Consider the following 19,306-nt stretch of genomic DNA (forward strand, 5'->3'; position numbering starts at 1 on the left):
TTCAGCCTGACGGGTACTTCAGCTGACCGGGTACCAGCCGAGGATCGCCTCCACGACCCCCGCGGGGTCTTCCAGCGGCGTCAGGTGACCGGCGCCGGGGAGCACGACGAGGGTGGCGTCGGGGAGGGCGCCGACCATCGTGTTCGCGGCTTCGGGCGGGGTGAGTGCGTCCTGCTCGCCGACGATCACCAGCGCCGGAACGTTGGCGTCACGCAGCAACTCGACGGAGTCCGGCCGGGCGCGGAGGGCGCGCGCCGCCCAGGCGACCCCGGCGGGCGGCTGCTCGTCGATCAGGCCGCGCACGCGCTCGACGACGTCCGGCGCGGCGGTGCCGGCCAGCAGATTGGGCAGGTTGGCCTCGGCGAGCCAGCCGGCGACGCCCTCGGCCTCGGCCCGTTCCGCGACGTCCAGCCGGGCCCGCGCGGCTTCGGGCGTGTCGGCGGTCGCCTTGGTGTCGATGAGCACGAGGCCGCCGACGCGTTCAGGGGCGAGACGCAGCACGGCCATCGTCAGGTATCCGCCCATCGAGCAGCCGCCGAGCACCACGCGGTCCAGCTCCAGGCGGTCGAGCAGCGCGACGACGTCGCGGGCGGCGTCGTCCAGGCTCGGCTCGCGGCCGGTTTCGGGCAGCGGGCTGCGGCCGAGGCCGCGCTGGTCGGGCGTGACGAGCCGGACGCGCTCGGCGAGCGGCGCCCGCACCGGGTCCCACATCCGGGCGTCGAGCGGGAAGGCGTGCAACAGGAGCAGGGGCAGTTCGGTCATGCCCGCCATTTTGTCGGACCGCGGGGCTACGTTCGGGGATGTGCTGACGGAGATCAAGACCGAACGGCTGCTGCTCCACCCGTTCCGCGAGGCGGACCGGGTGGAGATGGTGGCCATCGAAACCGACCCGAGAACCAACCGCTACCGCGTGGACCCGCCGGACGGACCGGCCGCGGAGCAGCAGTTCGACAGCTGGCTGGCGCACTGGAGGGAACACGGTTACGGCTACCTGGCCGTCCGCGACCATCACGGTCCCGCCCTGCTCGGCATGTCGGGCGTCCGCCTGCGCGACTTCCGGGGCGAGAAGGTGCTGAACCTGGGCTACCGCTTCCACCCGTCGGCGTGGGGCAAGGGCTACGCGGTGGAGGCGGCGAGCGCGTCAGTGGACTGGGCGGAGCGCGAACTGGCCCCGGCGCCGGTGCTGATCTCGGTGAACGTCATCAACAAGCCGTCCCTGCGCGTCGCCGAACGCCTGGGCTTCACGAACTACGAGGAGACGACGTACGAGGACGGTGCCGTGGTCCGGAACTTCCGGCGGTGAGGGGGGTCGGCGGCCGGTGACCAGCAGCCGGGCCGCTCGTGGCGCACCCGGCTTGGAGTGGGTGTGGGCCCCGGCGGGGTCATCGGCCAGTGGCGGATGGGCCGACGGGGTATGGGCTCCGGCGGCGTGCGCTCCGGCGGAGCCATCAGCGGCAGCGGACTGGACCGGCGAGGGCATGATCAGCAGCGTGGCCCCGGGCGGGAGTCATCACCCAGCGGCAGGCAGGGTCATCGGTTAGCGGCGGGTGGGCCGACGGGGGATCAGCGACGGCGTGGGCTCCGGCGGCGTGCGCTCAGGTGGAGCCATTATCAGCGGTGGGCTGGACCGGCGAAGGCATGACCAGCAGCGTGGCCCCGGGCGGAGTCATCACCCAGCGACAGGCGGGGTCATCACCAGCGACGTGAGCCCGGCGGAACCATCACCCAGCAATGCGAGCCCGGCGGAACCACCACTCAGCGACAGGGTGGACCGGCGAGGCCATCACCAGCGGCGGGTGGGCCGTCGGCGGCCGCGCGCGTCCCAGCAGGCGCGGTGCCAGTGGCGGCGGTCGGCGACTGAGCCGGTTTCGTCGGCGGGCCAGACCACCACGTGCGGGGTGCCGGGGCGGATCTCGTGGTCGCAGCCCGGGCAGCGGTAGGTCTTGGCGGCGTGCGAGCCGGGCACGGTGCGGACCAGCCAGTCCCCGTCCTGGCCGGACTCGGAGTGCGCCCAGCCGCTGGTGGCGCCGATGTCGGGACGGTCGGCGCGACCGGGACGGTCACGCCCGGGGCGATTACGTCGGGGCACACCGAAAACGGTAACCGGCGGCTGAGCACGGCCGCGCGGGAGTCTCGCCCCGCCCACGGGAATCCGCCGGCCATCAGCTCTGGGCGAGGACCGCTCCCCACTCGCCATCAGCCTCGGACGAGGGCCCGCAGCCCGCACTCGGCCAGCCTCGGACCGGGGCCCTCGGACCGCGCTCGGCCAGCCTCGGACGGGGGCCCGCAGCTCGCCCGCAGTCAGCATCGGACGAAACCCAGTGGGCCTTCCCCAGCCTGCATAGCCCGCGCGGGGTCAACCTTGAACGAGGACCAGCAGACCGCCCCTAACCCTCGACAGCTCACCCGCCCTCAGCCCCGGGCAAACCTGCGAACCACTCCGGCTCTCCCCCTCCGCAGCCCACCCGCCATCAGCCCGAGCAAACCAGCGGACCACTCCCCGCCCTCCACAGCCCACCCGCCATCAGCCCTGGGCGAGAACCAGCGGACCGCTCCACTCCACAGCCGCCAACAACCCTGCGCGAGGACCGGCCAACTGCTCCCTGCCTTCTGCGGCAAGCCCGCAGTCAGCCTTGGGCGAGCGCCAGCGGGACCAGTTGCTCGGCCTCCGTCAGGGAGCCGTGCTGGCCGATGAGGGATGACTCGACGGCCTCGGCGAGTTCGCGGACCAGGCCGAAAGTCCCGGTTGCCGCGGCGACGACGTTGCCGATGCGCGGGCGGACGCGGTCGCTCACCTGGTGGCCGAACCAGCCGCGCTCGATGGCCTCGTCGCGGGGCAGGACCCAAGCCCGGTCGCCGAGGACGGTGCGCCACGCGGCCAGCACGTCAGCCGCCGCGCCGGGCTCGGTGTAGACGTGGCGGGCGCGCACCTCGCCGCCGAACGTGCGGACGCCGTCGAGCAGCTCGGGAGTGTCGTCGAGGTCCAGTTTCTCCTCGACGGTCACCATTCCGTGATCCGCCACCACTGCCAGCAGAGCACCAGGCGGCAGACCGTCCACAAGGGACTCCACGAGCCGGTCGACGTGCCGCAGCTGCATGCGCCACGCCGTCGAACCGGGGCCGTACAGATGCCCCAGCATGTCCAGTTCACTGTGGTACGCATAGCAAAACGAGCGCGACGACAGCACGTCCAGCGTCCGCGCGGCCAGATCGCCCAGCGCGTGCACACCGGCGTAACGCGCGCCGCTCTGCGTCGCCCGGGTCAGCGCCGTGTCCGCGAACTGCGCCGACGACACCACCACCGCGTCGATGCCGGCCGCCGACGCGCGTTCGAACGTCGTCGGCAACGGCTGCACCTCCCGCGGCGGCAGGGCACCGCGCAGGTCGCTGCCGTCGGTGTGGGAACGCCAGCGCAACGCGTTCAGCACGCCCGTCCCCGGCACCTCGAAGGTGTAGCCGACCATGCCGTGCTCCCCCGACGCCAGGCCGGTGCCGATCGCCGCCACCCCCGCCGCGGTCGTCGAGGGAAAGCCGACGCGCAACGGTCGCTTCGCGAGTTCCGCGAGCACAGGCGCGTCGGCGGCGTGTTCGGCGAGCAGCTGCCAGCCGAGCCCGTCGATGAGCAGCACGCACGCACTGCTCGCCTCGGGCAGCGAGAGGGTGCTCACCTCCCCCGGCACGCCGAGCGAGCCGAGCAGCGCCGGGACAACCTGACCGAGGTGCGGGAGATCCGCGAGCTGAGGAACATCCACCCGCACAGCTTCCCACCGGACGGCATCGCCCGGGCATCACCCCTGCACCGCACTTCGACCGGCCGCTTCCCACTCAGCCCCTGTCCCCACAGCACAGCACAGCACCGCACAGCACCGCACAGCACCGCACAGCACCGAGCACCACACCGCCACACTTGCGCGACCGCTCTCCGTCCACGCACCACCCGCAAGGCTTGCCCACAGGCGCTTCCCCGGCACCAACCGCGGCAGCACAGCCCCGCCCGGCCACTCTCCACCTGGGCGGCGCTTCCCACGCGTGGCCCCGGCGGCGATAATCGCGCCATGCCCACCTACGCCTACCGCTGCCGCGACTGCACCGGGACCTTCGAGCTGCAACGGCCGATGAGCGAATCCGCCGCGCCGGCGCCCTGCCCCGAGGGGCACTCGGACACGGTGAAGCTGCTGACCACCGTCGCTCTCACCGGGTCGGCCGCTGCCCCCGCTTCCTCGGGCGGCGGCTGCTGCGGTGGCGGCTGCTGCGGCTGACGACCGGCGGCTTGCGCTCAAACACCTGAGCCGGACGCCGAACGCTCGCCCACGCCGCGGCATCGGGCAGCCGCGACATCGGGCTGCCACAGCGACCATCTGCAACCGCGGCAGTGACCAGCGGGCCGCACGCCGTCATAGCGACCACCGGCGGCCGCGGAGTGACCGGCAGCAGCGACGGTGATCCTCGGGCCGCACGGCGCCACAGCGACCACCGGCAGTAACCATCGGGCCGCGCCGCGACCACCGGCAGCAACCCCGCCGCCCGCCAAGCGCGGCAGGGACCACAGGCAGGCCGCCAAGTAAGCGCCGCCCGGAAGCGTCAGCAGGCCTTCAGAGCCTGATCCAAGTCGTGCCACAGATCCTCGACGTCCTCCAGACCCGCGGACAGGCGGATCAGCCGGTCGGTGATGCCCGCCTCCTCGCGGTCGCCGGCGGGGACGACGCGGTGGGTCAGCGAGGCCGGGTGCTGGATCAGCGTGTCGACGCTGCCGAGGCTCACCGCCGGCGTGATCAGCCGGACGGCGCCGATCAGCGCGTGCGGGTCGCCCGCCAGCTCGAACGCCACCAGCGGGCCGCCCAGCTTCGGGTAGTGCACGGCGTGGACCGCGGGGTGCGACGCGAGCCGCTCGGCCAGGATCGCGGCCGTGGCCGAAGCCGCCGTTACGCGCAGGGGCAGCGTCGCCAGACCACGCAGCAGCAGGTAGCCCGCGAGCGGGTGCAGCACACCGCCCGTCGCGAAGCGGATTTGGCGTAGCCGCGCGGCTTCCTCGGCATCGCAGGCGACGACGCCGCCCATTACGTCGCCGTGGCCGCCGAGGAACTTCGTCGCGCTGTGCAGCACGATCCGGGCGCCGAGCCGTCCAGGGCGCTGGAGCACGGGCGTCGCGAAGGTGTTGTCGACGAGCAGCGGGACCTCGCCGCACGCCGAGGCGAGGGCCGCGATGTCCAGCTCGGTCAGCGTCGGGTTCGCGGGCGTCTCGACGAACACCAGCCCGGTGTCCGGCCGGATCTCCCCCGCCACGTCCTCGGGCCCGACCCAGGTGACCTCCGTGCCCAGCAGCCCGGAGGTGAGCAGGTGGTCGGTCGAGCCGTACAGCGGCCGGACCCCGACGACGTGCCGTTTCCCTTGCGCCACAGCGGAAAGCAGGCACGCGGAGATCGCCGCCATGCCGCTGGCGAACGCGACGCCGTACTCGAAGCCCTCCAGCTCGGCCAGCGCCTGCTCGAACCGCTCCACCGTCGGGTTGCCGATGCGCCCGTAGATGCCGGTGACCTTCCCGCCCGCGGTGAACTCGTCGATCCGGCGCGCCTCCTCCGCGCTGTCCCGCGAGGGGTACGTCGTGGAGAAGTCGAGCGGGGCGGCGTGCAGGCCCAGGTCGGTCAGATCGTCCCGCCCGGCGTGGACGGCTCGGGTGCGCAGCGCAGAAGTCATGGCCCCAGGCTCGGACAAACCACGGCTTCAAAGCAATGATCTCGGATATCATTCGCGGATGACAGGATCCGTCGAACTGAGTCCGGCTGATCTCGATATCCTGCGCCTGCTGCAGAACGATGCCCGGATCTCCAACAAGGACCTGGCCGCCGAGGTCGGCCTCGCGCCGTCCACCTGCCTCGACCGCGTGGCCCGGCTGCGCGAGTCGGGGGTGATCACCGGCCAGCACGCGTCCGTGGACGCGGCGAAGCTCGGCCGCCCGCTGGAGGCGTTCCTGTTCGTCCAGGTCCGCCCGCACCGGCGGCCGCTGGTGGACTCGTTCGTCGAGCACCTGCTCGCGCTACCGGAGGTCCGCGCGGTCTATCACCTGACCGGGCCGGACGACTTCCTCGCCCACGTGGCCACCGGCTCCGCCGCCGAGCTGCAGCGCCTGGTGCTGGACGAGCTGACCGCCCGCGACGAGGTCGCGCGCGTGCACACGAACCTCGTCTTCCAGCATTGGAGCGGCGGGCCGCTGCTGCCCCCGGCGTGAGCCTCACTCGATCCGCACCTTGAACGGGTGCCGCACGTCGGCCGGGCAGAGGAAAACGTTGAGCGCGGCCGAATCGCCGACGAAGAACCCGGTCTCGGCGTCCTCCCCGAGACCACCCTCCCCGAGGTCACAGCCACACGGCCGCTCGTCCTCCTGAGAAGCGAGCGTCAGCGCCTGGCGCAGGCGCTGCCCGCACACCCCGCAGTCGAGCTGCCACGGGTCCGTGGCGTACCAGGACGTCCAGCCGCCGATCTTGGAGAACTGGCCCAGCTCCGGCCATTCCGCCGCCGTGTGGTCGTCGGACAGGCCCATCGCCGCACGGCGTTCCGCCGGAATGTCCGAGGTATAGGGCAGTTCCGGGAACCGGCACGGCCGGAGCACCCGTGCTTCGAGGACCAGCTCGGGCTCGGCCTCTTCCGGCTCCGGAGGCGGGTCGGCGACCGCCGTGACGTCGGCCGCGGTCCGCCAGACCAGCCGGACCGCGGGCCCGTAGTGGTGCTCGCTGTTGTGCAGGGTCGGGCAGAACAGCACCTGGAGCACGTCCGCCCCGTCCGGGAACGGCAGCTCCGGGAAGTCCGATCGGAAGAACTGCGCCGCGCCCACCATCGACGGCACCGGCTCGTCGACCGGATGCCCGCCCGCCCACTGGTCGTCGGACGCCCCGGGCCGCGGCGGCCAGGTCACCGGGCACGTCGGCCACGGTTCGCCCGCGGGCCACAGCAGCGGGCCGCCGACATGGCTTTCGCGCACCCCGGGTGAACCTTCGGTGGGATGCAGGCGCACGGCGGTGCGCAGGAAGCCGGCGAGGCCCGGGATCGGGGCGCCGTCAAGGGTGGGCAGGTCCATGGCGGCAGCCTAGCCAGCACCACCGACAACTTTGGAGCACAGCGCGCACACCAAGCGCGACGAATTCTCTCGATCCGGTCGCGAAAAAAGGCCCGCGCGGTATTCCGGTAACGGACTCCGGCACCCGCCCGACCTTCCGGCCACAATGGATCGCCGAGAACGGTGCGGAGGCTGGAGCGATGACAAGCACAACGGGGCAGGCGGCAGGGAACGCGCCGGATTACTGGGGTCCGCCAACGGAACCGCTGCGGCTGCCGAAGCAGGCACCGCAGGCGGAAACGCTCTGGCTGCTGCTCGCGGCGCTCGCCGGGGCGGCCGTGATCGGGGCGATCTGGCTGGGCATCGCGCTGGCGGCCCTCTGAGCCGCGAAACCGGTTCGTGAATTGCCAAACCCGTGGCGGGACAACAACGGAAAACGGTAACGTCCCACCGGTGAAGATCATTCTGCTGGGCGCGTCCGGGCTCGTCGGCCGGGCCGTCGCAGCCGCCCTCTCGCCGCGTCACGAACTGGTTCCGGTCTCGCGCCGGAGCGACACCAAAGCCGACCTGACCGACCCCGCGTCGCTCGATGCGCTGTTCGAGAACAACACTGCCGACGCCGTGGTCTGCTGCGCCGCGAACGTCCCCCTCAGGCCACTGGCCGACCTCACCGAGAGCCAGGTCCTCGAAGACCTCCACGGCAAGCTCCTCGGCCAGGTCGCCCTCGCGCGCCGGGCCGCCGCGCACCTCACCGACGGCGGCTCGATCACGCTCACCGCGGGCACGTTCACCGAGCCGATCCCCGGCAGCAGCCTGGGCGCGCTGGTCAACGCGGGGCTCGCCGGGTTCGTCCGCTCGGCGGCCACCGACCTGGCGCGCGGCCTGCGGATCAACGCCGTCAGCCCCGGCTGGATCAGCGAAACGCTCGAGGCCATGGGCGAGGACAGCAGCCGCGGCACGCCCGTGGCCAGGGTCGCGGCCGCTTACGCCGAACTCGTCGAGGGCACCGCGCAGGGCACCACCGTCATTCCTCAGTAGTAGAACCCAGTAGTAGAACCCTCAGTAGTCCTTGAAACCCTTGCCCGTCTTACGCCCGAGCCGTCCCGCCGTCACCAGGTGCTCCAGCAGCGGCGCGGGCGAGAAGCCCTCCTCGCGGAACTCGTTGAACAGCGTCCGCTCGATCGCCAGCGACACGTCCAGCCCCACCACGTCGAGCAGTTCGAACGGCCCCATCGGCAGGCCGCAGCCGACCTTCATCGCGGTGTCGATGTCGTCGGCCGACGCGTAGTGCGCTTCCAGCATCTTCACCGCGTCGTTGAGGTACGGGAACAGCAGCGCGTTGACGATGAAGCCCGCCCGGTCACTGCAGTGCACCGGGCGCTTGCCCACGGCGGCGCACACGGCGGCGGCGGTCGCGACCGCGTCCGGCGCGGTCGCGATCGTCGACACGACCTCCACCAGCTTCATCACCGGCGCCGGGTTGAAGAAGTGCAGGCCCAGCACGTCCCCGGGACGCGAAGTCGCGGCCGCGCACTCGATCACCGGCAATGAGGACGTGGTCGTGGCGAGGACCGCGCCGGGCCGCACCACGTCGTCCAACGCCGCGAACACCGCCTGTTTCACAGCCAGTTCCTCGGCCACCGCCTCCACCACGAGGTCGACGTCCGCCAGCGCCTCGAAGTCGGTGACGGGCACGATCCGGCCCAGCGCGGCAGCCGCGTCCTCTTCGGACAGACGGCCCTTCACCACGGACTTGTCCAGCGACTTCTTCACCTTCGCCACGGACGCCTCGGCCTTCTCCAGGCTCCGCGCCCGCAGCACGACGTCGAACCCGCGCTTGGCGAACACCTCCGCGATGCCCGTGGCCATCGTCCCGGTGCCGATCACGCCCACCTTCCGCACCTCACGCGGCGCCACGGATTCCACTGTGGACACCGGGGCGAAGCTGTCGGCGACGACGGTGGGCGAGTCCGGCGCGTCGTAGGTGTAGAAGCCCCGCCCGGTCTTGCGGCCCAGCAGGCCGGCGGTGATCATCTGCTTCAGCAACGGCGCCGGCGCGTGCAGCCGGTTGCGTGACTGGTGGTACATCGTGTCGAGGATTTCGTAGGCCGTGTCCAGGCCGATCAGGTCCAGCAGCGCGAGCGGCCCCATCGGGTAGCCGCAGCCGAAGCGCATCGCGGCGTCCAGGTCCTCCCGGGTCGCGTAACGCTGCTCGTACATCCGCACGGCGTGGTTGAGGTAGCCGAACAGCAGCGCGTTCGCGATGAACCCGGCGCGGTCGCCCATCACCACGGGCACCTTGCCGAGCCGTTCGGCGAACGCCACGACGTCCGTCACCACTTCCGGCTCCGTGACGACCGTGCGCACCACCTCGACCAGCTTCAGCACCGGCGCCGGGTTGAAGAAGTGCATCCCGACAACCTTGCCCGGCCGCGCCGTGTGCACGCTGATCTCGGTGATGGACAGCGACGAGGTGTTCGACACGAAGACCACGTCCGGCCGTGTCACCTTGTCGAGCTGGGAGAAGACCTCCGCCTTCGCCGCCAGGCTCTCCGGGATCGCCTCGATCACCAGGTCCACTTCGGACAGGTCGGACAGCGAGGTCGAGCAGCTGATCCGCGCCAGCAGCGCGTCGCGGCCCGCCTCGTCGAGCTTGCCGCCGGCGAGCGCGCGTTCGGTGGAGTGCCGCAGGTGCCCCTGGCCCCGCGCGACGCCGGCTTCATCCAGCTCCACGGCGACGACGTCGATCCCGCTGCGCGCCAGCACCTCCGCGATGCCGGCGCCCATCGTGCCCAGGCCGACGACGCCGACCTTCGAGATGTCCCGTGCCATCGGGTCCTCCGGAGGTTACTCGCGGGTAGTGTGGGCCCACTGTGGCACGGGAGCCCCGCGAAAGCACTTCGGAATCGAGTCAGACCGGGGCCATCTCACCCGGTCGCGAACCCGCCTCACTCCCCGAAATTCGCCTCCACCAGCGCGGTCACCTTCGCCAGCGCCTCACCCGCCTGTGGCCCGTGGGCCCGGACGACGATCCGGTCACCCTGCCGTGCACCCAGCGACATCAGCGCGAGCACGCTGTGCCCGTCCGCCTCCCGCTCGCCCAGCCGCACGGAGACCTCGGCCTCGATCCCGGCCAGGCTCCGCACCAGCACCGCCGCCGGCCGCGCGTGCAGCCCGACGTCGTTGGCCAGCGTCAACGCCTTCTCCTCGACGCCATCGGCATCGGCGTCCACAGCCAGCAGGTCGGGCGCCAGTCCCGCGCTCGCCGCGGCCTCACCCACGGCCTTACGGTCCGCGCCGCCCTGCGCGGCCACGGCCGCCGCCACCGCGCCCTCCACCAGCGGCGCGTCGACCACCACCGCCGAGGACGGGTCGGCCAGCGACTCCACGGCCAGCTCGGCCGTCATCTGCGCGCTGCCCAGGTCGTACAGCAGCACCACGCCGTCGCCGGAGTCGGCGCGCTGGACGGCCGCGACGACCTCGTCGTAGTCGGTGCCGATCCCGCCGCCGTCGGCGAGGCCGCCCGCCGGGCGGATGCGGACGTCCGGCGCCATCTGCGCCGCCAGCTCAGCCAGCCCTTCGGCCAGCTTCGCACTGTGCGATACGAGCACGATTCCGACGGTCACCGGGCCGCCTCCGCGAACGCGCGCAGCAGCAGCGCCGTGGACCGGGCACCGGGATCCAGGTGGCCGACGGCGCGCTCACCGAGGTAGGACGCGCGGCCCTTGCGCGGCACCAGGTCCACTGTGGACTCCGCGCCACGGTCGGCCGCGTCGGCTGCGGCCGCGAGCACCCCGGCGACCGACGCGTCCGCACCGGCAGCGGCTTCCTCGGCGGCCGAGACGGCGGGGATCAGCGCGTCCACCATGGTCGCGTCGCCGCCGACCGCCTTGCCGCGCGCCTGCACGCCCTCCAGCGCGGCCCGCAGCGCGTCGAGCAGCAACGGCACGTCGATCTCCGCGGCGTCGCCCAGCTTCGTCGACGCACGCAGGAAAGCCGTGCCGTACAACGGTCCTGCCGCACCGCCGACCTTCGAGATCAATGTGGTGGCGGCCAGCTTCGCGACAGCGCCCGGCGTCGACGGCACCTCCGTCTCCAGCGCCGAGACGATCGCGGTGAAGCCGCGGCTCAGGTTCTCGCCGTGGTCACCGTCGCCGATCGCGCGGTCGAGCTCGATCAGCTCGGTGCGGTGCTCGGCGACGACCTCGGCCGCGGCCCGCAGCGCGACCGCGACACCTTCCGAAGTACAGCCCATCAGATCCCCCACCGCAGCGCGGGCGTCCACACGGGCGCGTCCCACAGCTCGGTCAGCTCGTCGTCCAGTTTCAGCAGCGTCAAGCTCATCCCCTGCATCTCGAGACTGGTGATGTACGGGCCGACGAGCCTGCGTTCCACCACGATCCCACGCTCCGCCAGCAGCCGCTCGGCGATCCCGTGCGCGAGGTACAGCTCCACCAGCGGCGTGGCACCCATCGAGTTGGTGAACAGCAGCACCTTGTCACCCGGCTCGTACGGCAGGTCGGAGACGACGGCCTCGACCAGCCGGGCCACCAGCGCGTCGGCCGGTTCGAGCGGGATGCGCTCGCGGCCGGGCTCGCCGTGGATGCCGATGCCGAACTCGACCTCGTCCGGGCCGAGGTCGAAACTCGGCTCGCCGACATGCGGCACCGTCGGCGCGGTCAGCGCCACGCCGATCGAGCGCACCTGCCCGATCACCTTGCGCGCCAGCGCTTCCACCGCGTCCAGCGAGTCGCCGCGCTCCGCGGCCGCGCCGGTGATCTTCTCCAGCAGCACCGTGCCGCCCACCCCGCGCCGCCCGGCGGTGAACGTCGAGTCCTTCACCGCCACGTCGTCGTCGATCACCACGCTGCGCACGTCGAGGTCCTCGGCCGCGGCCAGCTCGGCGGCGGTCTCGAAGTTCAGCACGTCGCCGGTGTAGTTCTTGACGATCAGCAACGCCCCGGCGGGCCCGGTGGTCGCGGTGACGGCGGCCTGCACCGCGTCCGGTGTCGGCGACGTGAAGACCGGGCCCGGCACGGCGGCGTCGAGCATGCCGCGGCCGACGAACCCGCCGTGCAGCGGCTCGTGCCCGGACCCGCCGCCGGAGATCACGGCGACCTTGCGCGAAACCGGCGCGTCGGCCCGCACGACCAGGGCCGGGTCGTCCCGCACCCGCAGGATGTCCGCGTGGGCGACCGCCAGGCCGCGAAGCGACTCGGCGACCACATCGGCCGGATCGTTGATGATCTTCTTCAAGGCGGGCCTCCGGCACGTCGGCGGTGAGTGCGCACCCAACCTATCCGCCCGCGGCCACCCACCGCCAAGCCTCAAGCCTCGTGAGTGCTTATGCCGGTTCTAACCGTCATGAACACTCACGAGTCTTTCAGGGCTGCGGCAGTTTCGGCGCCACCTGCTTGGCCAGGCCCAGCGCCTTGCCGCACGGGTCGTCCTGGTCCGGTTTGGTGTCGTAGTTCGTGTACTGCACCTGCGCGATCTCGACGCGGTCGTCCTGCCAGGGCCGGTGCTGCCACTGGACCTGGCAGTCGGAGCTGCCCGCCGTCCCCTGTTTCTGGAACGCCTGATTCGGGGTGCCGGCGTCGGCCTTCACCCAGCCGCTGCCCTCCAGAGGCGGGCTACTGGGGAAGAACAGGACGGTGACGCTCGCGCTGGTGCCCCACACGCAGCTGTGCAGCGAAGCCGCCCTGGCCTTGGCGTTCTTGACCACGGCGTCCACCGCCGCGTCGGTCAGCACCGCGCACGGGTCGGCGTCGATCAGGGAGCCCTTGGCTTCGGGGTACTTCTGCGGCGAGGAGCGCAGCTTCTGCACGGCCGGCGCGAGCAGCGTCCGCCCGGCGCGGCACGGGTCGCCGCCCGCGTAGTCGATCGCCAGCGAGATGCCGAGGTCGGGATCGCGCGAGGTGAGCGCGCTGAGCGTGCAGGAGTCGCCGCTGTCCTTGTTCTCGACCTGCGGGAGGCCGCCGACCTGGCCGTTGCCCTTGGAGGAGGCGAAGCTGACGCCCGTGCCGACCTGGACGTCGACCGTGATCTCCTTGCCACCAGGGTCTTTCACCTTGGCGCGGCAGTCGTCGAACCGCACGGTGGACGGCACCGGGTCGCCGTCGGCCGTGCCGAGCACGGCGAGCGAGGCCTGGTCCACGAACTGGCACGGCTGCACCGGGCGCAGCGCGGCGGCCGCCACCGCCGGGTCGGTGATCGGGCCGGACGACGCCGACGCGTCCCCGCTCGCGGCGGGGACCGTCGTACGCGCGAAGTTCTGCTTGCCCAGGTCCGGGCCGCCGCACGCGGACGTCACCAGGACACCCGCCGCGACCAGCGCGGACAGCTTCAGGAACCGGCCGCGCCGGAGATCGTGCACCACGCGGAGCACGGTAGCCGCCACCGGCGCGGCCTGTCCGGACAACCCGGTTATTCGACCGGCGCCGGTGGCTCCGCGATGTTCTCGGCCGGCGCGGCGTCGGCCGGGACCACGATCGGGCGCAGCAGCGCCCACGCCACGAAGATCGCCGTGAACACGAGCAGGCCGATGCCGGCCCACAGGTTGATGTTCACCCCGGCGGCCTTGTCCAGGTCCGCCTGGGTGGTGAACGCCGCGCCCATCACCGTCAGCACCACGCCGTACACGCCGGTCAGCAGCGCGATGATCAACCGGATGTCGAAAGCGCCCGCCTTGCGCGGCCGCGAGGACCCGTCAGTCATTCCGACCTCCTAGAAGATGACGTTGAGGACGATGGTCACGACGAGCACGATGCCGGCCAGCAGGCCCGGCTTGCGGTACCAGCCCGAGTTCTCGCCGGTGTCGTCGTGCTTCAGCGAACCGCGCGGGGTCAGCGAGTAGACCAGCCCGACCAGCTCGCTGTCCGGCTTCGGCCGGGTGACCATCGAGACGCCGACGCTGACCAGGATGTCCACGACGAACGCGACGCCGGCGGCCACGAAGCTGATGCCCTGACCGGTCAGCCCGAGGATCCCCGCCTGCGACAGGCTCCAGACCAGGATCGCGGACACGGTGCCCGACACCAGCCCGATCCAGCCCGCGCTCGCCGTCATCCGCTTCCAGAACATGCCGAGGATGAAGGTGGCGAACAGCGGCGCGTTGAAGAAGGAGAACAGGTCCTGCAGGTAGTTCAGGATGTTGCCCGAGTTCGACGCGATGAACGCGGTGCCGATCGCGAGGATCGTGCCGGCCGCGGTCACGCCGCGGCCGAGCCGCAGGTAGTAGCCGTCCGGCTTGTCCTTCTTGACGTACGCCTGCCAGATGTCGTACGTGAAGACGGAGTTGAACGCGCTCAGGTTGGCCGCCATGCCGGCCATGAAGGAGGCGAGCAGACCGGCGATGGCGATGCCGAGCATGCCGTTCGGCAGCAGGTCGCGCATCAGCAGCAGCAGCGCGTTGTTGAACGTGACGCCGCTCGGCGCGCTGCCGCCCTGGAGCAGGATTCCCTTGTCGTGCAAGTACTCCGGCACGGTGACCGCGGCGATCATGCCCGGGATGATCACGATGAACGGGACCAGCATCTTCGGGAACGCGCCGATGATCGGCGTGCGCCGCGCGGCCGACATGCTCTTCGACGCCATGGCGCGCTGGACCTCCACGAAGTTCGTGGTCCAGTAGCCGAAGGAGAGCACGAAGCCGAGGCCGAAGATGATGCCCAGCACCGAAAGGAAGTTGTTGCCGAAGCCGGTCAGGTTGTCACCGGGCCACGAATGCAGCTGCGCGGTACCGCCCGGGCTGCCGGTGACCTTGTCGACCAGGCCCTGCCAGCCGCCGACCTTCACCAGGCCGACGATGGTCAGCGGCAGCAGCGCGGCGACGATCACGAAGAACTGCAGCACCTCGTTGTAGATCGCCGCGGACAGGCCGCCGAGCGCGGTGTAGGAGAGCACGATGACCGCCGCGATGACGATCGAGATCCACAGGTCCCAGCCGAGCAGCAGCTTCACCACGCTGGCCAGCAGGAACAGGTTCGCGCCGGCGATCAGGATCTGCGCGGCGGCGAAACTGATGCCGTTGACCAGGTGCGCGACGTTGCCGAACCGGCGGCGCATGAACTCGGGAACGCTGCGCACCTTGGAGCCGTAGTAGAACGGCATCATCACGAGGCCGAGGAACAGCATCGCCGGGATCGCGCCGATCCAGAAGTAGTGCACGGTCGGCAGGCCGTACTGGGCGCCGTTGGCCGACATGCCCATCACCTCGACCGCGCCGAGGTTCGCCGATATGAACGCCAGCCCGGTCACCCAAGCCGGTAGCGATCGTCCGGAGAGGAAGAAGTCGAGACTGCTCGACACCTGCCTTCTGGCCAGATAACCGATGCCGAGCACCAGCACGAAATAGAACGCCAACTCGATGTAGTCAATAGCACTAGCGTCGAGTCGCAGGTTCGCGTCGGCAAGGACGTGCACCCGACCCACCTCCGAATCAAACAATTTCCCACAGGAACCACCACGTTCCTGCCAGGCGGGAACAGTACTGCATGGATTCAGGGTCGGCACCACGACATGGCGGTTTTAGCCCGGAAGGCCTCCCCACCTCGGGGCAAGGAGGGCAAAAGAGGCTTTCCGACGGCTTCGGCGGGCGGCGCTCAGCGTCGGGTCGGCTTCAGCCGGAGGGGTCGGCAGACCAGCAGGTGTTGGCGGGCAACGGGATGCTGACCGCGGAAGAGCGGACCGGCTCAGAACAGCCGGAACTCGTCGGATTCGATGCCGCGCAGCGCGTCGTAGTCCAGGGTCAGGCAGCGGATGCCGCGGTCCTCCGCGAGGGTACGGGCCTGGGGCTTGATGATCTGCGCGGCGAACACACCCTGCACCGGCGCCAGCAGCGGGTCGCGGTTGAGCAGTTCGAGGTAGCGCGTCAGCTGTTCCACGCCGTCGATCTCGCCGCGGCGCTTGATCTCGACGGCGACGCTGCCGCCGCCGGAGTCGCGGGCCATGATGTCGACCGGGCCGATGGCGGTGGGGAACTCGCGGCGCACCAGCGTGTAGCCGTCGCCGAGGGTCTTGATGTGCTCGGCCAGCAGCTCCTGGAGGTGGGCCTCGACGCCGTCCTTCTGCAGGCCCGGCTCGGCGCCCAGCTCCTGGGAGTGGTCGTGGTAGATCTCCTCGATCGAGATCACCAGCTTCTCGCCCTGTTTGTTCTCGACGATCCACAGCTTGCCGTCCTCGATGAGCCAGCACGGCGGGCTCATCCAGTTCAGCGGCTTGTAGGCGCGGTCATCGGAGTGGACGGACACGGAGCCGTCGGACTTGACGAGCAGCAACCGGGTGGCCATCGGCAGATGGGCGGTCAGACGGCCGGCGTAGTCGACCTGGCAGCGAGCGATCACGAGACGCACCCGCCGAGGGTAGGACAGGCTCCGCGATACTGGGCGAGTGGACCCCATTCAGCGTGTCGCGAGCCGCGAGGTGTACCGGAACAACTGGATGACGGTGCGGGAGGACGCCATCCGCCGCCCCGACGGCAGCGAAGGAATCTACGGCGTGGTCGACAAACCGACCTACGCCTTGATCATCCCCCTCGACGGCGACCGGGTGCAGCTCGTCGAGCAGTTCCGCTACCCGCTGGGCGAGCGGCGCTGGGAGTTCCCGCAGGGCACCGCGCCCGACCTCGCCGAGATGCCGCCCGCCGAGCTGGCCCGCCGCGAACTGCGCGAGGAAACGGGCCTGCGCGCGGAGACGATCACCGAACTCGGCCGGCTCGACGTCGCCCCCGGCCTGTCCAGCCAGCGCGGCCACGTCTACCTCGCCACCGGCCTCACCGAAGGCGAGCCGGAACGCGAGCTCGAAGAGCAGGACATGAGCACGGCCTGGTTCGCCCGCGCCGACGTGGAGAAGATGATCTCGACCGGCGGGATCACGGACGCGCAGACTGTCGCCGCTTACACGCTTCTGCTGCTGCACGAACGGCGCTGATGATCTCGGTTTCCTCCACGGCGCTGCTCGCCTAAATGGACGGCGGCGTCACGACAACGATGATCTCAGCCTCGGCGTTCGTCATGTTCCGCCACCAATGCGGAGTCGTTGCCGGGTAGCTGACGCTGTCCCCTGGTTCCATGACAAAGGTCTGCTCGCCGATGTGGGCTTCCAGCCGTCCTCGGAGGACGGTGGCGAACTCCTCGCCTTCGTGCTCGGAGGGAACCTCCCTGGTGTCGTAGTTTTCCGGGATCAGGCACCGGAACACCTCGAGCGCACGGAGGAAGTCCGGGGTGAGCAACTCGAAGACCACGCGACTGCGCGGGAACACCAGCTGCCGTCGCGCGTCGGCCCGGACCACCCCCACCGTCGGCGGGGGAAGGGTCCTGGCCGCCTGGTCGCCGTCGCCCCGCACATGCGGCCGCCGATCGCCCTCGTCGAACAACGCGCTGGGCGGGAGGTCGAATACCAGCGCGAGCTTGTGCAGGTTCTCCAGGGACGGGTTGCCCACCCCCCGCTCGAGCTGACCGATCAGCCCCTTGCTGACCCCGGCCTTGTCCGCCACCTCGGCCACGGTCCAGTCACGCGCTTGCCGCTCACTGCGGATCCGGCGCCCCACGATCGGTGACACACGTTCGGTAGTCATGGCCGACGTCCAATCTTCCGGGTGCGCGCTGACGGTGGTCCATCATCCTCGCACCGCGCCGGCCTCGGCGGGGACTCCTGCACCGCGGGAACGCGCATCACCGGCGCCCGTGACCGGGTCATCGATCGACACCACGATGTCAACTTGGTCATTATGATGTTCACGGTTGACATCATAATGCATCAGTGTGACTATGAAGTGGTACGGGGCCAGCTTGGGAGCGCCACCTGGGTCACCGGTGGCAGCTTCACCGCCCGCCTGCTTCCGGCCATCCGCGAATCCTTACTCACCTCATCCGGAGGAATACGATGCTTCATCTCGCCTCATTACTCGCCACGCCCGGTATCCACCTTTACGGATGGCGGCACCCGGACGCGGATCCGGCCGTCGACATGGACTTCGATTTCTATGTCAGGACAACCCAGGCCGCGGAACGAGCGAAGCTCGACGCGGTATTCCTGGCCGACAGCGTGGCCGTTCCGGGTTATGGAAAACCAGAAGTCGCGACGACCGGGAAATCCCGGTACCCCAGGCTCGCCGGCCTGGAGCCGATCTCGCTGATCACGGCGCTGGCTCCACTGACCCGCAACATCGGCCTCATCGCCACTATGACGACGACATACAACGAGCCCTATCATGTCGCGCGCCGGATGGCTTCTGTTGATCACCTCAGCAAGGGGCGAGCGGGCTGGAACCTCGTCACATCCGAGGCCGAAGAAGAGTCGTTGAACTTCGGGTTCGAGCAGCACCTCGAACATTCGCAGCGCTACGTGCGGGGCGGTGAATTCCACGATGTCGTGACCGCACTCTGGGACAGCTGGGACGAAGACGCCTTTGTGCTGGACAAGGCCACCGGACAGATATTCGACCCGGCGAAGGTCCGGCGCATCGACCACAAAGGCGAGTACTTCACGGTGCAGGGGCCACTCAATGTCCCGCGTCCCCCGCAGGGACATCCCGTCATTGCCCAGGCCGGCGCTTCGGATCCGGGCCGGGAACTGGCGGCCCGCACGGCCGACCTCGTCTTCGTCGCGGCCCAGACGCTCGACGAGGCCAAGGAGTACTACGACGACGTCAAAGGCCGGCTGGCTCGCTACGGGCGGTCGAAGGATTCGCTCCGGATCCTGGCCGGCATCGTCCCGGTCGTGGCCGACACGGACGAACAGGCCGCCCGGATCGTGGACCAGCTCGCCGGCTTCATGACCGACGAAGACGCGGTGGCGCAGTTGCAGAGGTGGGCCGGCGACCTCGACCTGACCGCGCTGCCCCTCGACGAGCCGTTGCCGGAGCTTCCCGAGATCAACAACGCCAAGGGGCGGCAGAAGATGCTCGTCGACATGGCGCGCCGGGACAACCTCACCCTCGGCGATCTTGCTCGCCGCTTCGCCGGCACCCTCGGCCATCGGCTTGTCTTCGGGTCCGCCCAAACCATCGCCGACGACCTGCAACTGTGGCACGAAAGCGGAGCGGCCGACGGGTTCATGCTCATCTCCCCCTACTACCCCGGGCCGGCGATCGACTTCTTCGACAAGGTCGTGCCCGAACTCCAGCGCCGCGGCATTTTCCGAACGGAATACTCCGGACAGACGCTCCGAGACAACCTGGAAATCGCCGTGCCCGCAAACCAGTTCCACAACAAATAAATCAGACAACCGCGAACATCTTCCCAAGGTGGCGAG

21 protein-coding genes are annotated in these 19,306 nt (G+C 70.5%); 7 read left to right on the top strand and 14 right to left on the bottom strand.

Annotation, left to right across the window (positions count from 1 at the left end):
* Positions 1-18: 18 nt before the first annotated feature.
* Positions 19-762, bottom strand: a complete 744-nt coding sequence (locus OG943_RS27945) for an alpha/beta fold hydrolase (RefSeq protein ID WP_328603899.1) — start codon at positions 760-762, stop codon at positions 19-21.
* Here OG943_RS27945 and OG943_RS27950 point away from each other — a divergent pair.
* Entirely contained in the window at positions 761-1,303 is a 543-nt protein-coding gene (locus OG943_RS27950; RefSeq protein ID WP_328603900.1) for a GNAT family N-acetyltransferase, read from the top strand. The genes OG943_RS27945 and OG943_RS27950 overlap by 2 nt on opposite strands.
* Before the next feature lie 480 nt (positions 1,304-1,783).
* On the opposite strand, the gene OG943_RS27955 is transcribed toward OG943_RS27950, so the two are convergent.
* On the bottom strand, positions 1,784-2,089 hold the full coding sequence (locus OG943_RS27955; protein WP_328603901.1) for a hypothetical protein: 306 nt from the start codon (positions 2,087-2,089) through the stop codon (positions 1,784-1,786).
* A gap of 538 nt (positions 2,090-2,627) precedes the next feature.
* Positions 2,628-3,752, bottom strand: coding sequence for an alkaline phosphatase family protein (locus OG943_RS27960; protein ID WP_328603902.1), 1,125 nt, complete (start codon positions 3,750-3,752; stop codon positions 2,628-2,630).
* Between the two features lie 303 nt (positions 3,753-4,055).
* Here OG943_RS27960 and OG943_RS27965 point away from each other — a divergent pair, with 303 nt between their 5' ends.
* Positions 4,056-4,259, top strand: a complete 204-nt coding sequence (locus OG943_RS27965) for an FmdB family zinc ribbon protein (RefSeq protein ID WP_328603903.1) — start codon at positions 4,056-4,058, stop codon at positions 4,257-4,259.
* A 322-nt stretch (positions 4,260-4,581) separates the two neighbouring features.
* On the opposite strand, the gene OG943_RS27970 is transcribed toward OG943_RS27965, so the two are convergent.
* Positions 4,582-5,694 carry a trans-sulfuration enzyme family protein gene (locus OG943_RS27970; RefSeq protein WP_328603904.1) on the bottom strand — a complete coding sequence of 371 codons (1,113 nt, stop codon included), beginning with the start codon at positions 5,692-5,694 and terminating at the stop codon, positions 4,582-4,584.
* 58 nt (positions 5,695-5,752) lie between these two features.
* Here OG943_RS27970 and OG943_RS27975 point away from each other — a divergent pair, with 58 nt between their 5' ends.
* Complete coding sequence (locus OG943_RS27975; RefSeq protein ID WP_328603905.1) at positions 5,753-6,226, top strand: Lrp/AsnC family transcriptional regulator; 474 nt, start codon at positions 5,753-5,755, stop codon at positions 6,224-6,226.
* 3 nt (positions 6,227-6,229) lie between these two features.
* Here OG943_RS27975 and OG943_RS27980 read toward each other — a convergent pair whose 3' ends face one another.
* Positions 6,230-7,072, bottom strand: a complete 843-nt coding sequence (locus OG943_RS27980) for a hypothetical protein (protein ID WP_328603906.1) — start codon at positions 7,070-7,072, stop codon at positions 6,230-6,232.
* Between the two features lie 179 nt (positions 7,073-7,251).
* Here OG943_RS27980 and OG943_RS27985 point away from each other — a divergent pair, with 179 nt between their 5' ends.
* Together OG943_RS27985 and OG943_RS27990 are read left to right on the top strand one after the other, a co-directional pair.
* Positions 7,252-7,434 carry a hypothetical protein gene (locus OG943_RS27985; RefSeq protein WP_328603907.1) on the top strand — a complete coding sequence of 61 codons (183 nt, stop codon included), beginning with the start codon at positions 7,252-7,254 and terminating at the stop codon, positions 7,432-7,434.
* A 70-nt stretch (positions 7,435-7,504) separates the two neighbouring features.
* The gene (locus OG943_RS27990) at positions 7,505-8,089 is read left to right on the top strand and encodes a short chain dehydrogenase (protein WP_328603908.1); all 585 of its coding nucleotides are present in this window, start codon (positions 7,505-7,507) and stop codon (positions 8,087-8,089) included.
* Between the two features lie 21 nt (positions 8,090-8,110).
* Here OG943_RS27990 and OG943_RS27995 read toward each other — a convergent pair whose 3' ends face one another.
* From OG943_RS27995 to nucS, 8 genes are all read right to left on the bottom strand, one after another.
* Positions 8,111-9,883, bottom strand: coding sequence for a 3-hydroxyacyl-CoA dehydrogenase family protein (locus tag OG943_RS27995; protein ID WP_328603909.1), 1,773 nt, complete (start codon positions 9,881-9,883; stop codon positions 8,111-8,113).
* A gap of 116 nt (positions 9,884-9,999) precedes the next feature.
* On the bottom strand, positions 10,000-10,677 hold the full coding sequence (gene dhaM, locus OG943_RS28000; protein WP_328603910.1) for a dihydroxyacetone kinase phosphoryl donor subunit DhaM: 678 nt from the start codon (positions 10,675-10,677) through the stop codon (positions 10,000-10,002).
* Complete coding sequence (gene dhaL / locus OG943_RS28005; RefSeq protein WP_328603911.1) at positions 10,674-11,306, bottom strand: dihydroxyacetone kinase subunit DhaL; 633 nt, start codon at positions 11,304-11,306, stop codon at positions 10,674-10,676. Before dhaL ends, dhaM begins: the two co-directional genes overlap by 4 nt.
* Entirely contained in the window at positions 11,306-12,307 is a 1,002-nt protein-coding gene (dhaK, locus tag OG943_RS28010) for a dihydroxyacetone kinase subunit DhaK (RefSeq protein ID WP_328603912.1), read from the bottom strand. Before dhaK ends, dhaL begins: the two co-directional genes overlap by 1 nt.
* Positions 12,308-12,434: 127 nt before the next feature.
* On the bottom strand, positions 12,435-13,430 hold the full coding sequence (locus OG943_RS28015; RefSeq protein WP_328603913.1) for a hypothetical protein: 996 nt from the start codon (positions 13,428-13,430) through the stop codon (positions 12,435-12,437).
* Between the two features lie 47 nt (positions 13,431-13,477).
* Positions 13,478-13,768: a hypothetical protein gene (locus OG943_RS28020; RefSeq protein WP_328603914.1), complete on the bottom strand. Its 291-nt coding sequence runs from the start codon at positions 13,766-13,768 to the stop codon at positions 13,478-13,480.
* Between the two features lie 9 nt (positions 13,769-13,777).
* The gene (locus tag OG943_RS28025) at positions 13,778-15,475 is read right to left on the bottom strand and encodes a sodium:solute symporter family protein (protein WP_328603915.1); all 1,698 of its coding nucleotides are present in this window, start codon (positions 15,473-15,475) and stop codon (positions 13,778-13,780) included.
* 269 nt (positions 15,476-15,744) lie between these two features.
* Positions 15,745-16,404 carry an endonuclease NucS gene (nucS, locus tag OG943_RS28030; RefSeq protein ID WP_328603916.1) on the bottom strand — a complete coding sequence of 220 codons (660 nt, stop codon included), beginning with the start codon at positions 16,402-16,404 and terminating at the stop codon, positions 15,745-15,747.
* Positions 16,405-16,441: 37 nt separating this feature from the next.
* On the opposite strand from nucS, the gene OG943_RS28035 reads away from it, so the two are divergent.
* Positions 16,442-16,981, top strand: coding sequence for an NUDIX hydrolase (locus OG943_RS28035; protein ID WP_328603917.1), 540 nt, complete (start codon positions 16,442-16,444; stop codon positions 16,979-16,981).
* 31 nt (positions 16,982-17,012) lie between these two features.
* On the opposite strand, the gene OG943_RS28040 is transcribed toward OG943_RS28035, so the two are convergent.
* Entirely contained in the window at positions 17,013-17,627 is a 615-nt protein-coding gene (locus OG943_RS28040) for a helix-turn-helix domain-containing protein (RefSeq protein ID WP_328603918.1), read from the bottom strand.
* 308 nt (positions 17,628-17,935) lie between these two features.
* Between OG943_RS28040 and OG943_RS28045 the strand changes: the two genes are divergently transcribed.
* Complete coding sequence (locus OG943_RS28045; protein WP_328603919.1) at positions 17,936-19,270, top strand: LLM class flavin-dependent oxidoreductase; 1,335 nt, start codon at positions 17,936-17,938, stop codon at positions 19,268-19,270.
* Positions 19,271-19,306 lie beyond the last annotated feature (36 nt).

It is taken from the genome of Amycolatopsis sp. NBC_00345, from assembly GCF_036116635.1.
In the GTDB taxonomy this organism is placed as follows: domain Bacteria; phylum Actinomycetota; class Actinomycetes; order Mycobacteriales; family Pseudonocardiaceae; genus Amycolatopsis.